Source organism: Comamonas humi (assembly GCF_054782535.1).
On record NZ_BAAGSH010000005.1, the window covers coordinates 305,099 to 318,234 of the forward strand.

The 13,136-nt window shown below is 70.6% G+C and carries 12 protein-coding genes; 5 read left to right on the top strand and 7 right to left on the bottom strand.

Going from position 1 to position 13,136, the window contains the following annotated elements:
• Window positions 1–52: 52 nt before the first annotated feature.
• On the top strand, window positions 53–469 hold the full coding sequence (locus ACYVKR_RS05735) for a hypothetical protein (protein WP_460479840.1): 417 nt from the start codon (window positions 53–55) through the stop codon (window positions 467–469).
• On the opposite strand, the gene ACYVKR_RS05740 is transcribed toward ACYVKR_RS05735, so the two are convergent.
• The 7 genes from ACYVKR_RS05740 to ACYVKR_RS05770 form a co-directional block, all read right to left on the bottom strand.
• On the bottom strand, window positions 466–1,902 hold the full coding sequence (locus ACYVKR_RS05740) for a Calx-beta domain-containing protein (protein ID WP_460479841.1): 1,437 nt from the start codon (window positions 1,900–1,902) through the stop codon (window positions 466–468). The genes ACYVKR_RS05735 and ACYVKR_RS05740 overlap by 4 nt on opposite strands.
• A 129-nt stretch (window positions 1,903–2,031) precedes the next feature.
• Window positions 2,032–3,105: a hypothetical protein gene (locus ACYVKR_RS05745; RefSeq protein WP_460479842.1), complete on the bottom strand. Its 1,074-nt coding sequence runs from the start codon at window positions 3,103–3,105 to the stop codon at window positions 2,032–2,034.
• A 91-nt stretch (window positions 3,106–3,196) separates the two neighbouring features.
• Window positions 3,197–4,258 carry an IPTL-CTERM sorting domain-containing protein gene (locus ACYVKR_RS05750; RefSeq protein ID WP_460479843.1) on the bottom strand — a complete coding sequence of 354 codons (1,062 nt, stop codon included), beginning with the start codon at window positions 4,256–4,258 and terminating at the stop codon, window positions 3,197–3,199.
• Window positions 4,259–4,350: 92 nt separating this feature from the next.
• On the bottom strand, window positions 4,351–5,442 hold the full coding sequence (locus tag ACYVKR_RS05755; protein WP_460479844.1) for a hypothetical protein: 1,092 nt from the start codon (window positions 5,440–5,442) through the stop codon (window positions 4,351–4,353).
• A 70-nt stretch (window positions 5,443–5,512) separates the two neighbouring features.
• On the bottom strand, window positions 5,513–6,799 hold the full coding sequence (locus tag ACYVKR_RS05760; protein ID WP_460479845.1) for a TRAP transporter large permease: 1,287 nt from the start codon (window positions 6,797–6,799) through the stop codon (window positions 5,513–5,515).
• Between the two features lie 117 nt (window positions 6,800–6,916).
• Window positions 6,917–7,432, bottom strand: a complete 516-nt coding sequence (locus ACYVKR_RS05765; RefSeq protein ID WP_460479846.1) for a TRAP transporter small permease — start codon at window positions 7,430–7,432, stop codon at window positions 6,917–6,919.
• Between the two features lie 149 nt (window positions 7,433–7,581).
• Entirely contained in the window at window positions 7,582–8,568 is a 987-nt protein-coding gene (locus tag ACYVKR_RS05770; RefSeq protein WP_460479847.1) for a TRAP transporter substrate-binding protein, read from the bottom strand.
• A 190-nt stretch (window positions 8,569–8,758) separates the two neighbouring features.
• Between ACYVKR_RS05770 and ACYVKR_RS05775 the strand changes: the two genes are divergently transcribed.
• From ACYVKR_RS05775 to ACYVKR_RS05790, 4 genes are all read left to right on the top strand, one after another.
• Entirely contained in the window at window positions 8,759–9,436 is a 678-nt protein-coding gene (locus ACYVKR_RS05775) for a response regulator (protein WP_460479848.1), read from the top strand.
• Complete coding sequence (locus tag ACYVKR_RS05780) at window positions 9,426–10,931, top strand: sensor histidine kinase (protein ID WP_460479849.1); 1,506 nt, start codon at window positions 9,426–9,428, stop codon at window positions 10,929–10,931. Before ACYVKR_RS05775 ends, ACYVKR_RS05780 begins: the two co-directional genes overlap by 11 nt.
• 136 nt (window positions 10,932–11,067) lie before the next feature.
• Window positions 11,068–11,550: a tripartite tricarboxylate transporter TctB family protein gene (locus ACYVKR_RS05785; protein WP_460479850.1), complete on the top strand. Its 483-nt coding sequence runs from the start codon at window positions 11,068–11,070 to the stop codon at window positions 11,548–11,550.
• A 3-nt stretch (window positions 11,551–11,553) separates the two neighbouring features.
• Complete coding sequence (locus ACYVKR_RS05790) at window positions 11,554–13,104, top strand: tripartite tricarboxylate transporter permease (protein ID WP_460479851.1); 1,551 nt, start codon at window positions 11,554–11,556, stop codon at window positions 13,102–13,104.
• Window positions 13,105–13,136: the final 32 nt, after the last annotated feature.

Here is a 13,136-nt window from a genome sequence, read left to right on the forward strand (position 1 = left end):
GCCCTGGCCCGCCGGTATCGTGGCGGCTCCTTTGCTTGTGGAGAGAACCGCCATGCTTCGCCATCACCTGCGGGCGCTCGCGCTGGGCATCGCCTGTGCCTGCGCCCTCACCGCCCACGCGGCCGAGCCCGAAAAATTCAAGCTCACGCCGGTACTGCTCGACCGCATGCAGGTCCTGCAGACCGAGGCCGATGCCATGGGCAAGGGCCAGGCCGAGCGGGACGTCGACGCGCAGTCGGTGGCCGAACTGGCGCGCGAGCTGGACGCCGATCCGCGCATTCGCGCGCTGCTGGCCAAACACCGGATCAGCAGCGGCGACTATGCGAGCGCGGTGTTTGCCATGCTCCATGCCGGCACCTTCCTGGCGATGGAGCCGACCCTGGGCAAGCGGGACTGGTCCGCCGCACTGGCGAAGTTCACGCCCGAGCAGCGCGCCAACATCGAGCTGCTGCGCAAGCGCACGCCCTAAGGCAGGTAGCCCGGGTGCCGCTTGCCCTGCCGCCGTGCACGCCGCGCTGCCGGGGCCCACGCGGCCAGTGTCACCGAGAGCACGGCCATCGCGGCGGCCGACAGCGCGGGCACGGGCCGGGCACCGCTGGGCGGCGGCACGGTGGCATCGTCGTCCTGGATGGTGCCGGTGGCCTGCACCGGCAAGGCCTTGGCGAAGCTCGCGATCTCCTCCAGCACGATGTGCATGGTCTCGTTGCCCTCGGCCTCGGCGTCGCCCTGCACGCTGACCGTGATGGTGCGCGGGCTGGCGTCGCCGGCCGCCCAGGTGAAGGAGCCAGAGTCGCTGGCGTAGTCCTGCGGCGCGGTGGCCGTGCCGTCGGCGGTGCGCCAGCGCAGGCTGAAGGGCTCGGCGGGCGGCGCCGACAGGCTGACGGTGAAGCGCAGCCGCTCGACCCCGCCCGGCCCGCCTTCGACGCTGGTGGCGTCGGTGATGTGCACCTGGGGCGGCGGCAGCGGCCCGTCGTCGTTCAGGATGACGCCGGTGCCCACCGTGGCGGTGTCGCCCGCCATGCCCACGAAGTCGCCGAGCCGCACGCTGAAGGTCTCATCCGGCTCGGGCGTGGTGTCGCCCTGGATGGGGATGGTGATGGTCTTGTAGCTGTCCTCGCCCGCGGCCCAGGCCAGGCTGCCTTCGCCGGCGGTGTAGTCCGCGGCGGCGGTGGCCGTGCCGTCCACGGTGCGCCAGCGCAGGCTCACGTTTTCGGTGGGGATCTTGGACAGCGTGACGGTGAACTCCATTGCGGTGCTGCCGGCGTTGCCCTCGACCACGCGGCCGTTGCTGATCGAGGCCAGCGGTGCGTCCAGCACCAGCCGGCCAGAGGCGTAGTTGGCGGTGGAAGCGGCGCTGTCCGCGCTGTTGAAGCCGAAGCAGGTGTCGGCCACGCCCTCGGCCGAGGTGCCGCGCACGGTGCAGGGCGCGTTGACGATGGCCTGGTTGTACTCGGGGTTGTAGGGCGAGGTGCGCGCCGCGATGAGCTGGGCGCGGTCGCCCTGCTGGTGTGGGGCGTTGGATTCGTCGTGCCAGCGGCTGACCAGGATGGACGCATGCGTGGGCTTGCCGGCGGCGTCGGTGGCCACGCGGAAACCCAGCACGCGCGCGCCGGGTGCGTCGTGCGTGATCACGGTCTGGCCGTCGCTGAAGGCCCAGCCGGTGATGCGCGGCAGGATCACGTCGTTTTCCGTCAGGTTCGGCGGCAGCACCTCGGCGGTGGTGAAGAAACCGACCACGCCATTGCCTGGCGCGAATTCGAGGCAGGTGCCCGCGCCGCAGGGCTTGGCGTAGTGCTTGAAACGGTCGTAGGCCGTCGATTCATAGCGGTAGGTGACGGCCTGCGCAGGCAGGCTGCAGGCGGCTGCCAGCAGGGCGAGTGCGGAAAGGAGCTTGGTCTTCATGCAATGGTTCCAGATGCAGTGCGCCCTCCATGGCGGGGCGGCGGCTGTATTCTGGAAACGCCGGCCCGCCTGCACCATCCCCCCAGGGATACCACCGCAGGCGGCCGGCGCGTTGTGGCCGGCGGGCCGTCAATCCGCGCGCAGGCTGCGCCCCAGCTCCTCCCAGTTGCCGGCGCTGGCGACTTCGAGGATGGTGCCCAGATGCTTCTTCAGCGCGGCATTGCTCACGCTGGCCAGCGCCAGGCTGTCGGCGCGCGCATGGCCCAGCCCGGCCAGCGTGGCGATCTCGCGCTGCAGTGGCGTCAGCGGCAGCGCCAGCACACGGCGCACCACGTCGATCTGGCGCGGGCGCTGCAGCTGCAGCGTCAGCAGCCAGTGGGTGGCATGGTCCGTGGCCTGCGCACCGGGGTGCAGCGGGCGGGTGTGCAGCTCCAGCACGCCCTGGGGCACGGCCAGCCGCCGGCCCTGGCCGGGCTGCAGGCCCAGCAGCGACAGCAGCCCGGCCGGCAGCGCATCGGCGCTGGCGCCATACAGGCCCAGGCCGGGCACATGGGCGGCCTGCAGCAGCTGCAGCGCCTGCACGTCGGCCGACAGCGGGCGCAGGCTGGCGGCGTCGAGCAGCACGTGGCCGGTGGCGCTCTGCGCGCTGCCGCTCCACGGCCCGGGCTGCAGCAGAAAGGCGCGCTGCAGGCTGGCCGAGGCCCGCTCCAGCAGCTCGGCCTCGGCTGAGCCAAAGCCCCGGCCCGGTGCGCGGAACAGGGCCACGACGGCGCGTGCCACGGGGCCGTGGGGCCCCGGGATCTCCACGCGCAGATCCAGCGTGTAGTGGTGGCCGTTGGGGCGCATCAGCAGGTTGTGGCTGTTGCTGCGGTAATGCGCGGCGGCGGGCGACAGCAGCCGGCCCACGCGCGGCCCCCCGGCCCGGGCCAGCGCGACGATGTTGGGCTCGGCGGGGCCGGCGAACAAGCGCTCGAACTCGTTGAGGAACAGGTTGCGCACGCTGGCGGGCGAGTCCTCGTGGTGGAAGCCCGCCGGCCGGCCGTGCTCGTCGAGCCAGAACAGCGCGGCGGCATCGGCGCCCACCAGCGTGCGCAGCACCGCGCAGACCTCGGCGGCGATGGGCGCGAGGCCCAGGCCCAGGCGGCACAGCAGGTCCAGCTCCTGCCACAGCCGCTGGCGCTGCAGGGGCGGGCCGGCCGTCATGGCGCGGCGGCCCAGACGGTGGCGATGGTGACGGCCAGCGTGCCGAGGGCGATCATGAAGACCGCCAGGGCTGCGGCGATGAGGCGCAGCGTCATGGCCGGGCCCCGCTGCGCCGGCCCCGCCGCAGGGCGGCCAGCCCCAGCAGGGCGCCCAGCAGTGACAGGCCCCAGGCGCCCAGCGCGGGCACCGGCCGTACCGGGCCCGGCGGCGGCACGGCACCGTCGTCGTTGGCGATGGTGCCGGTGCCGCTGGTGGATTCGCCGCCCGCGATGCCCTCGAAGCCATACAGCTCCACCGAGAAGTTCTCGTCGGGCTCGGCCGTGGTGTCGCCCAGAACGTCGATGTCGATGTGCTGGGCCTCGTTGTTGCCGGTGGCCCAGCTGAGCATGCCGCTGGCGGCCGTGTAGTCCTGCCCGGCCTGGGCCGTGCCGTTCACGGTGCGCCAGCGCAGGCGCACCGGCGTGTCCGAGGCCTCGCTGAGCGTGACGGTGAAGCGCAGCGGCGTGCTGCCGGCATGGCCCTCGGGCGTGGAGACGCTGTCGATGTTGGCCCGCGGCGCCTCCAGCGTCCAGGTGCCGCCGGCGGCGTAGCTGGCGCGGGCGCTGGAGTCGGGCAGGGAAAATCCGTTGCAGCTATCGGCCACGCCGGTCTGGGCCATGGCGACCTCGCGGCACGAGGCATTGACCACCGCGGTGTTGCTGAGCCCGTCCTGCGTCACCGCGGCGCCGATGTAGTCCACGCGGTCGCCCTCGGTGTGGGGGCCGGCTGCGCCGTCCTGCCAGCGGCTGAAGAGGATGCGGGTATCGGTGATGCGGCCCTGGGCATCGGTGGCCACGCGGAAGTTCAGCAGGCGCACGCCGGGCGTGTCGCGCGTGAGGGTGAAGCTGCCGTTGCTGAAGACCCAGTCCTGCACCGAGGGCGAGAACTGCTGCGCCAGCGTCAGGTTGGGCGGCAGCGGCGCGGCGGTGATGAAGTAGCCGGTCACGCCGGTGTCCGCGGCGAGGTTGGCGCAGGCGCCGCCGCTGCAGGGCGCCACGAAGTCGGTGAGGCTGTTGTACAGCGGCGAGGCGAAGCGGTAGGCGACGGTGGCCAGCGCGGCCGGGCTGTTGGCGAAGGCGAGGGCCGCGAGGGCGGCGGGTATCCAGCGTTTCATGGTGGTCGAGATTCCAGGAGGCAAGCCGCCCCAGGGCGGGGCGGTGGCGGGATTCTGGCGGGCCGCGGCCGCGCGCGCCATTCCCCCAAGGGCTACGGCCCGCCATGCAGCCGGCTCGCCAGGGCCTCCCAATCGCTGGCGTCGGCCACCTCGAGGATGGTGCGCAGGTGCTTCTTGAGCGCCGCGCTGCCCACGCCGGTGAGCGCGGTGCAGTCGGCGCGCGCATGGCCCAGGCCGGCCAGCGCGGCGATCTCGCGCTGCAGCGGCGACAGCGGCAGCGCCAGCACGCGGCGCACCACGTCGATCTGGCGCGGGCGCTGCAGCTGCAAGGTCAGCAGCCACTGGCCGGCGCCGCCGGCCACGGGATGCAGCGGGTGCATGCGCATGTCCAGCACGCCGTGCGGCACCGGGATGCGCGCCGACTGGCCCGGCTGCAGGCCCAGGTGCTGGAACAGATCGGCCGGCAGCGCGGCGCCCGCGGCCTCGCCGCCCTGCAGGCCCAGTCCGCGCAGGTTGGCGCTCTGCAGCAGCTGCGTGGCCGTGGCATCGGCGAGCAGCGGGCGCAGGCTGGCGGCATCGAGCAGCACATGGCCGACCGCGCCGTCGGCGCTGGGCGCCAGGCCGGTGGCCGCGGGCCGCACGAAGGCGCGCTGCAGGCTGGTGCCGGCGCGCTCCAGCAGCGCGGCCTCGGCGGCGTTGAAGCCATTGCCCGGCGCGCGGAACAGCGCAACCACGGCGCGGGTCACCGGGCCGGTGGGGCCGGGTACCTCGACGCGCAGGTCCAGCGTGTGGTGGTGGCCGCTGGCGCGGATCAGCAGGTTGTAGGTGTTGGAGCGGAAGTAGCCGGCATCGGGCGCCAGCAGGCGGCCGACGCGCGGGCCGTGCGGCTGCGCGAGCGCGAACACATTGGTCTCGTGCGCGCCGACGAACAGGCGCTGGAATTCATTGAGGAACAAGTTCTGCGCCGAGGCCGGCGAGTCCTCGTGGAAGAAGCCTTCGGGCAGGCCCTGCTCGTCGAGCCAGAACAGCGCCGCGGCGTCCGCACCGATCAGCGTCCGCAGCACCGTGCACACATCGGGCGCCACCGGCGCCAGCCCCAGGCCCAGCCGGCACAGCATGTCCAGCTCCTGCCAGAGCCGCTGGCGTGCGGCGGCGGGCGTGGTGGTGGGCGGTGGGGACTGCATGGCGCTGGGGAACCTCGTGTGAGGCGCGCATTATGCGCAGCGCCCTGGCGGCTGTAAATCGGGGGCGGTGCTACTGGAAGCCCAGCGTGTGCGGCAGCCAGGTCGACAGCGCGGGGATGAAGGTCAGCAGGCACAGCACGATGAAGTGCGCCAGCAGGAACAGCGGCATCTCGCGGGTCAGCTCGGTGATCGACACGCGCGTGGCCACCGAGGTGACGAACAGCAGCCCGCCCACCGGCGGCGTGATCATGCCCAGCGTGAGGTTGACGATCACCACCATGGCGAAGTGCGTCGGGTCGATGCCGAGCTTGAACGCGATCGGCGCGAGGATGGGCACCAGGATCATCACACCGGGCAGCGGCTCCATGAAGATGCCGAACAGCAGCAGCAAGATATTCACCGCGACCAGGAACATGGTGGGCGAGAGCTGCCAGCTCACGATCAGCTCGGACAGATACTGCGGGATGCCTTCCACCGTCAGCACCCAGGCGAAGGCCGCCGACGTCGCCATCACCAGCAGCACCGAGGCGGTGAGCATGGCCGAGCGCGCCAGGATGCCCGGCAGCGCCGACCACTGCAGCGTGCGGTAGATCCACTTGCCGCAGATGAGGGCGTAGAACACGGCCACCACCGAGGCCTCGGTGGGCGTGAAGATGCCGAAGCGGATGCCGACCACGATCAGCACGATGAGCATCAGCGCGGGCACGGCCTTGAAGCTGTTGACCCACATCTCGCGGCCGCTGGGGCGCGGCTCGGTGGAGCGGTAGTCGCGCTGCTTGCACACCCACCAGTTCACCGCCGCCATCGCGATGGAGATCAGGATGCCCGGGATGAAGCCGGCGATGAACAGGCCGCCGACCGAGACGTTCTCGTCCTGCAGCGCGTAGATGATCATGCTGACCGACGGCGGGATGATGGGGCCGACGATGGCCGTGCTGGCCGTGAGCGCGGCCGCGTAGGGGCGGCTGTAGCCGGCCTTGTCCATCATCTTCACCATCATCGAGCCGGGGCCGGCGGCATCGGCCAGCGCCGAACCCGAGATGCCCGAGAACAGCGTCAGCGACAGCACGTTGGCATAGCCCAGGCCGCCGCGCAGGTGGCCGACGAACTGCGCCGCGAAGCGCAGCAGCACATGCGTGAGCGCGCCGCCGGACATCAGCTCGGCCGCGAGGATGAAGAAGGGCACGGCCATCAGCGGAAAGCTGTCGATACCGGTGAACATCTCCTTGAACACGACGAGCTGCGGGTAGCGGCCGCCGACGAACACGGCCAGCGAGGCCGAGATGGCGAGTGCGAAGGCCACCGGAAAGCCCAGCGCGAGCAGGACGACGATGGCGAGGAAGAGGGTGAGGGCCATGGGGATAGCTATGAAAAGATGAGCTGCTGGCGCTTGCTGTTGCTATGTACTAAATACAAAAGTATTCAAGGTGATTGCATGGCAAGCGCGGGCAGCTCACTTTTTTGAAGAGGTCGATCAGATCGACGCGGCGGCGTCGGCATCCATCTCGTCGGATTCGGCGAAGGCGCCGGCCTGGATGTAGCCGCGCGCGATGAACAGCAGGTGCGCCAGCATCAGCACGAAGCCCACGGGCATCGCGGCGTAGATGTACGAGATCGGGATGTCGGTGGCCGCCGTGGTCTGGAAGCGCGTGGCGTACACATACTGCGACGAGGCCACGGCCATCACGATGAAGAACAGCGCCAGCCCCAGCACGATCAGGCGGCGCAGCCCGCGCGCCGGCCGCGGGCCGATGGCGCGGTGCAGGTTGTCGATGGCCACGTGGCCGCCAAAGCGCAGCACCAGGCCCGCGCCGAGGAAGGTCACCCAGATCATCATGTGCCGGGCCACCTCCTCGGCCCAGACGATGGAGTCGCCCGTGGTGTAGCGCAGCACCACGTTGGCGAACACGATGCAGGCCATGGCCAGCAGCAGGACGATCAGCAGCCAGCGGTTGCCGGCCACCAGGGCGCGTTCGATTCGGTTGAGCATGGGAGTGGAGTGGGAAAGATCGGCGCGTGGCGCCGGGATGACTCCCTCTCCCCCGGGGGGGGAGAGGGTTGGGGTGAGGGCAGGCCGCAGACCCTCACCCCGGCCCTCTCCCGCAGGCGGGAGAGGGAGGGAAGCCAGCGGTCGGAGGTTTACTTGGCGCTGGCGATGGTGTCCAGCGTCTTCTGGCCGAACTTCTTTGCGTACTCCTTGTACGCCGGCTCCAGCGCGGCGCGGAACGCGGCCTGGTCCACCTTCTCGACCACCTGCATGCCGTTGGCCTTGGCCTCCTCGACGCCCTTCTTCTCGACCGCGTCGACGAAGGCGCGCGAAGCCAGCGCACCCTTCTTCGCGCCTTCGGTGAAGGCCGCCTTCTGGCTGTCGTTCAGCGTGCCCCAGAAATTGGGCGACACCAGCAGCGCCACCGGCGCGTAGACGTGGGCCGTCAGCGTCAGGTGCTTCTGCACCTGCCACAGCTTGGCCGAGGCCAGCACCGACACCGGGTTCTCCTGGCCGTCGATCGTGCCCTGCTGCAGCGCGCCGATCACCTCGGGCCAGGACATGGGCGTGGGCGATGCGCCCAGCGTGCGGAAGGCGGTGATATGCACTGGGTTCTCGGTCACGCGGATCTTCAGGCCCTTGAGGTCGGCCACGGTGTTCACGGCGTGCTTGTTGTTCGTCAGGTGGCGGAAGCCTTGCTCGCCCCAGGCCAGCGCGACCAGGCCGCGTTTGCCGAACTTGGCCAGCAGCTCCTGGCCGAAGGCGCCGTCGAGCACCGCGCGCGCATGCTGCGTGTCGCGGAACAGGAAGGGGATGTCGACCACACCCACGTCGGGCACGAAGTTGCTCAAGGCGCCGGTGGAGACGATGGCGGCCTCGACCGTGCCCAGCTGCAGGCCCTCGACCAGCTCGCGCTCGCCGCCCAGCGCCGACGACGGGAACTGCTTGAACTTGACAGCGCCGTTGGTGGACTTCTCCACCGTGTCGGCCCAGGCCTGGGCCGCGGCGCCGTAGTGCGAGTTCACGGCCAGCGCGTAGCCGATCTTGACTTCCTTGGCCTGGGCGAAGGCGGCGGGCGCGGCCAGCGCGGCGGTGGCGGCCACGGCGGTGGCGACGAAGGTGCGGCGAATCAGGTACATGGCGGGTTGCTCTCGGTTGTTTTCTGGACGCAAAAATTGTAGTGAGCACCAACCCAGGGTTGTCCCCAGGCTGGCAATCGTCTTACGCGCAATGGGGCATCGCGGTTGGCGATGGCGACAGGCGCCGCGACGCCCGGCGTATCGACGCCCGGCGTATCATCGGCGCTTTCTCCCCGCCACTGCCCCCGCCATGCGCATCCTGCTGATCGAAGACGAACTCGAAATGGCCGCCTGGCTGGTGCGCGCGCTGAGGCAATCGGGCATCAGCGCCGAGCATGCGCCCGATGCGCGGCTGGGCCGCTCGATGGTGCTGAATGCCGAGTTCGACGTGGTGGTGCTCGACCTGCAGCTGCCCGACCAGCACGGCTTCGACTGGGTGAGCGAGATGCGGGCGCAGGGGCTGCGCACGCCCATCCTGATCCTCACCGCGCAGGGCGCGCTGAACGATCGCGTCGAGGGCCTGCACCGCGGCGCCGACGACTACCTGACCAAGCCTTTCGAACTGCCGGAGCTGGAGGCACGCCTGGCCGCGCTGCAGCGCCGCAGCCAAGGCCGCGCGCAGGCCATGGTCGAGTGCGGCTCGCTGCGCTTCGACAGCAACCACCAGACCTTCTGGCTGGGCGGCGAGCTGCTGGCGCTGACGCCGCGCGAACACGCCGCGCTCGAGGCGCTGCTGGCCCGTGCCGGCGCGCCGGTGGGCAAGGCGCGGCTGGCGGGGCGGGTGTTTCCGCAGGACAGCACCGTGGGGCCCGATGCGATCGAGCAGGTGCTGCACCGCGTGCGCCGCAAGCTCGCGGGCAGCGACGTGCACATCGTCACCGTGCGCGGCCTGGGCTACATGCTGGAGCCAGCGCCCGATGCCGCATGAACCGCATGGGCAGCAGCGCGGCGCGGCCCTGGGCCTGCGCGCCCGGCTGCTGCTGGTGCTGGCGCCGGTGCTGGTGGTGCTCTTTCTCTTCGACAGCTGGAACGACACGCGCACGCTGGGCCAGGAGCTGGAAAAGGCCTACGACCAGAGCCTGATCGAGCCCGTGCAGGCGCTGGTGGACCGCGTGGCCTGGGACGAGCAGGGCCGCGTGGAGGTGAGCGACGTGGCGCACATCCGCTCCATGCTCGAATCCGTCGGCAGCGCCAACCAGTACCTGCGCGTGGAGCTGCGCTCGCCCGATGGCCAGACGCGGCGCGTGCTGCTGGGGCCCGAGGCCTTTCCCGAGCCGCCGCTGCCGGCCGGCGGCTCGGTCTGGCAGGCCGCGGACGGCGCCGAGGTGTTTTATAACGCCAGCTACCACCAGCTCTCGCTGCGCGTGGCGGCGCAGCTGCACGAGTCGCTGGACCGCGAGGGCCGGCCGTGGCGGCTGCTGGTGCAGGCAGCCCGCGGCACGCGCTCCATCGATGCGGCCAAGCGCGAGCTGCTGTGGCAGACGCTGTGGCGCGATGCGCGCACGCTGCTGGCGCTGGTGGCCGTCATCTGGCTGGGCATCGCCTGGGGGCTGCGGCCGCTGCGCGCGCTGCGGCGCACGGTGCAGGAGCGCGCACCCCACGACCTGCAGCCGCTGGCCGCGCACCTGGCGCCGGGCGAGGTCGCGCCGCTGGTCGAGGCGCTGAACCAGCACCTGGCGCAGCAGCGGCAGGCGCTGGAGGAGCAGCGCCGCTTCCTGGCCGACGCCTCGCACCAGCTGCGCACGCCGCTGGCCATCCTGCACACGCAGGCGGGCTATGCGCTGCGCGAGCCCGACAGCGCCGAGGTGCGGCGCACGCTGCAGGGCATGCTGCAGCAGCTGCAGCACAGCCGGCGCGTGTGCGAGCAGCTGCTGGCGCTGGCCCAGGTGCAGCAGGCCGGGACGGCTGCGTCGCCGCGCTGCGATGCCAACGCGGTGGCGCGTGCGGTGGTGCTGCAGCATTTGCCGCTGGCGCGCGGCCGGCACATCGACCTGGGCTGGTGCGACGCGCGCGGCAGCGATGCCGACAATGATGATGATGGCGAGACCACGGCCGTGGCGCCGGTGCAGGCCGCGCCCGAGGCGCTGCACGAGGCCATCGCCAACCTGGTGCACAACGCCATCGTCTACACGCCGGCACAGGGCCGGGTCAATGTGTCGGTGAAGCTGCTGGAGGGCTGGTGCGAGGTCTGGGTGCAGGACAGCGGGCCGGGCATCGCGCCCGCCGACCGCGAGCGGGCCTTCGCGCGCTTCGAGCGCCTGGCCGGCCGGCGCGGCGCCGAGGCATCCGTCGTGCCCGGCTCGGGCCTGGGCCTGGCCATCGCGCAGGCGCTGGTGCAGCGCATGGGTGGGCAGATCGCGCTGCACGATGGCGAAGGCGGTGTGGGCCTGGCGGCCTGCGTGCGGCTGCCGCTGGCCACCTAGCGCCGCTACGTAGATACACGTATTTTGCGGCTCGCAGCCGCGTTTGGCAGCTGTTTGGCAGGCCTGCTTCCTAGACTTGGTTCATCCAGTTACAGGAGGCAAACATGCAGTCACTGCATAGACACGGGAGGCGGCCATGAGCACGCCCCGATTCAACAAGGACTACTACGGCGGCGCGCTGCTGGTCATCGTCGGCGCCAGCGCGGCCTATGCCTCGCAGGGCTACCACATCGGCTCGCTGGAGCACATGGGGCCGGGCTACTTTCCGTGCGCCGTGGGCGTGCTGCTCGCGCTGTGCGGGCTGCTGCTGGTGCTCTCGGGCCGCAAGCCGCCCGGCGGCGCGCGCCAGGAGGCAGCGCTGGTGGGGCACAACCACGACATACCGGACTTCCGCGGCGCGGCCTGCATCATCCTCGGCACCGTGGCCTTCTACTTTTTGGGCGAGTACTTCGGCCTGCTGCCGGCCACGTTCGCCATCGTGTTCATCAGCGCGCTCGGCGACCGCAGCAACAGCGTGTGGCAGGCGCTGCTGCTGTCGGCGGCGATGATGGTCGTGGCCGTGGTGATCTTCTGGTGGGCGCTGCAGGTGCAGATGCCGCTGATCAAATTCGGAGGCTGAACCATGCAGCAATCCTTGCAAGACCTGTGGTTCGGCTTCGGCGTCGCCTTCCAGGGCCACAACCTGATGTGGTCGTTCTTCGGCGTGCTGGTGGGCAATCTGATCGGCGTGCTGCCGGGCATGGGCGCGCTGTCGGCCATCTCCATCCTGCTGCCGCTGACCTACACCATGCATCCGGTGCCGGCGATCCTGATGCTGGCCGGTATCTTCTACGGCTCGCAGTACGGCGGCGCGATCGGCGCCATCCTGCTGAACCTGCCCTCGCACCCGCCGCACGCGGTGACCTGCCTGGACGGCTACCCGATGACCAAGAAGGGCAAGGGCGGCACGGCGCTGGGCATCACCATGATCTGCTCGTTCTTCGCCGCGTCGGTGGGCATCATCGTGATGATCTTCGCGTCGCCGCTGCTCACCAGCATCGCCTTCAAGTTCGGCCCGGCCGAGCTGTTCTCGATCATGCTGCTGGGCCTGCTGGCGGGCTCGACCATGTCGCGCGGCTCGCCGCTCAAGGGCGTGGCCATGACGCTGTTCGGCCTGCTGTGCGGCGTGGTCGGCACCGACGTGAACAGCGGCACCTTCCGCTTCGCGTTCGACATCCCCGACCTGAGCGACGGCCTGGAGATGGTGGCCGTGGCCATGGGCCTGTTCGGCATCGCCGACTTCCTGCTCAACGTCAACCGCATGAAGGCGATCACCTCCAACACCAGGATGCGCATCCGCGACATGCGCCCGTCGATGGCGGAGCTGAAGGAGGCCTTCTGGCCCATGGTGCGCGGCACCGGCGTGGGCACGCTGTTCGGTGCCATGCCGGGCACCGGCCCGACCATCACCACCTTCATCGCCTATGCGCTGGAGCAGAAGGTGTCGAAGACGCCCGAGAAGTTCGGCACCGGCCAGATCGCCGGCGTGGCCGCGCCCGAGGCCTCGGCGCACTCGAAGACGCAGGTGGACTTCATCCCGACGATGAGCCTGGGCATCCCGGGCGACGCGGTGATGGCGCTGATCCTCGGCGCGCTGCTGATCCAGGGCATACAGCCCGGCCCGCAGCTCATCACCGAGCACCCGGACATCTTCTGGGGCCTGATCGCCAGCTTCTGGATCGGCAACGTGATCCTGATGGTGCTGAACGTGCCGCTGATCGGCGTGTGGGTGAAGATGCTGCAGGTGCCGTACCGCTACCTGTTCCCGTCGGCCATGTTCTTCATCGCGGTGGGCGTCTTCACCACGCAGAACAGCCTGTTCCACATCTGGGAGGTGCTGGCCTTCGGCGTCATCGGCGCGATCCTGATGGTGCTGGATTTCTCGGTGGCGCCGATCATGCTGGGCTTCGTGCTCGGCCCGATGATGGAGGAGAACTTCCGCCGCTCGCTGCTGCTGTCGCGCGGCGACATGATGGTCTTCCTGCAGCGCCCGATCAGCGCCACCTTCATGGCCATCAGCGCACTGCTGCTGCTGGCGGTGACTTGGTCGGCCTGGCGCAAGACCCGCGTCAAGCGCCTGGAGGCCAGGGTGGACGCATCGCCCCAGGGGCTGGCCCCGGTGTCGGACGCCTGAAACCCCCGGGCCTTGGGCATAAAAAAGGAGCG

Bases quoted from the DNA above. Each gene is read 5' to 3' on its own strand.
- ACYVKR_RS05785 (WP_460479850.1), top strand. From the start codon at position 11,068: ATGAGCACGCCCCGATTCAACAAGGACTACTACGGCGGCGCGCTGCTG.
- ACYVKR_RS05780 (WP_460479849.1), top strand. From the start codon at position 9,426: ATGCCGCATGAACCGCATGGGCAGCAGCGCGGCGCGGCCCTGGGCCTG.
- ACYVKR_RS05760 (WP_460479845.1), bottom strand. From the start codon at position 6,799: ATGGCCCTCACCCTCTTCCTCGCCATCGTCGTCCTGCTCGCGCTGGGC.
- ACYVKR_RS05750 (WP_460479843.1), bottom strand. From the start codon at position 4,258: ATGAAACGCTGGATACCCGCCGCCCTCGCGGCCCTCGCCTTCGCCAAC.
- ACYVKR_RS05745 (WP_460479842.1), bottom strand. From the start codon at position 3,105: ATGACGGCCGGCCCGCCCCTGCAGCGCCAGCGGCTGTGGCAGGAGCTG.
- ACYVKR_RS05735 (WP_460479840.1), top strand. From the start codon at position 53: ATGCTTCGCCATCACCTGCGGGCGCTCGCGCTGGGCATCGCCTGTGCC.
- ACYVKR_RS05770 (WP_460479847.1), bottom strand. From the start codon at position 8,568: ATGTACCTGATTCGCCGCACCTTCGTCGCCACCGCCGTGGCCGCCACC.
- ACYVKR_RS05790 (WP_460479851.1), top strand. From the start codon at position 11,554: ATGCAGCAATCCTTGCAAGACCTGTGGTTCGGCTTCGGCGTCGCCTTC.
- ACYVKR_RS05775 (WP_460479848.1), top strand. From the start codon at position 8,759: ATGCGCATCCTGCTGATCGAAGACGAACTCGAAATGGCCGCCTGGCTG.
- ACYVKR_RS05765 (WP_460479846.1), bottom strand. From the start codon at position 7,432: ATGCTCAACCGAATCGAACGCGCCCTGGTGGCCGGCAACCGCTGGCTG.
- ACYVKR_RS05740 (WP_460479841.1), bottom strand. From the start codon at position 1,902: ATGAAGACCAAGCTCCTTTCCGCACTCGCCCTGCTGGCAGCCGCCTGC.
- ACYVKR_RS05755 (WP_460479844.1), bottom strand. From the start codon at position 5,442: ATGCAGTCCCCACCGCCCACCACCACGCCCGCCGCCGCACGCCAGCGG.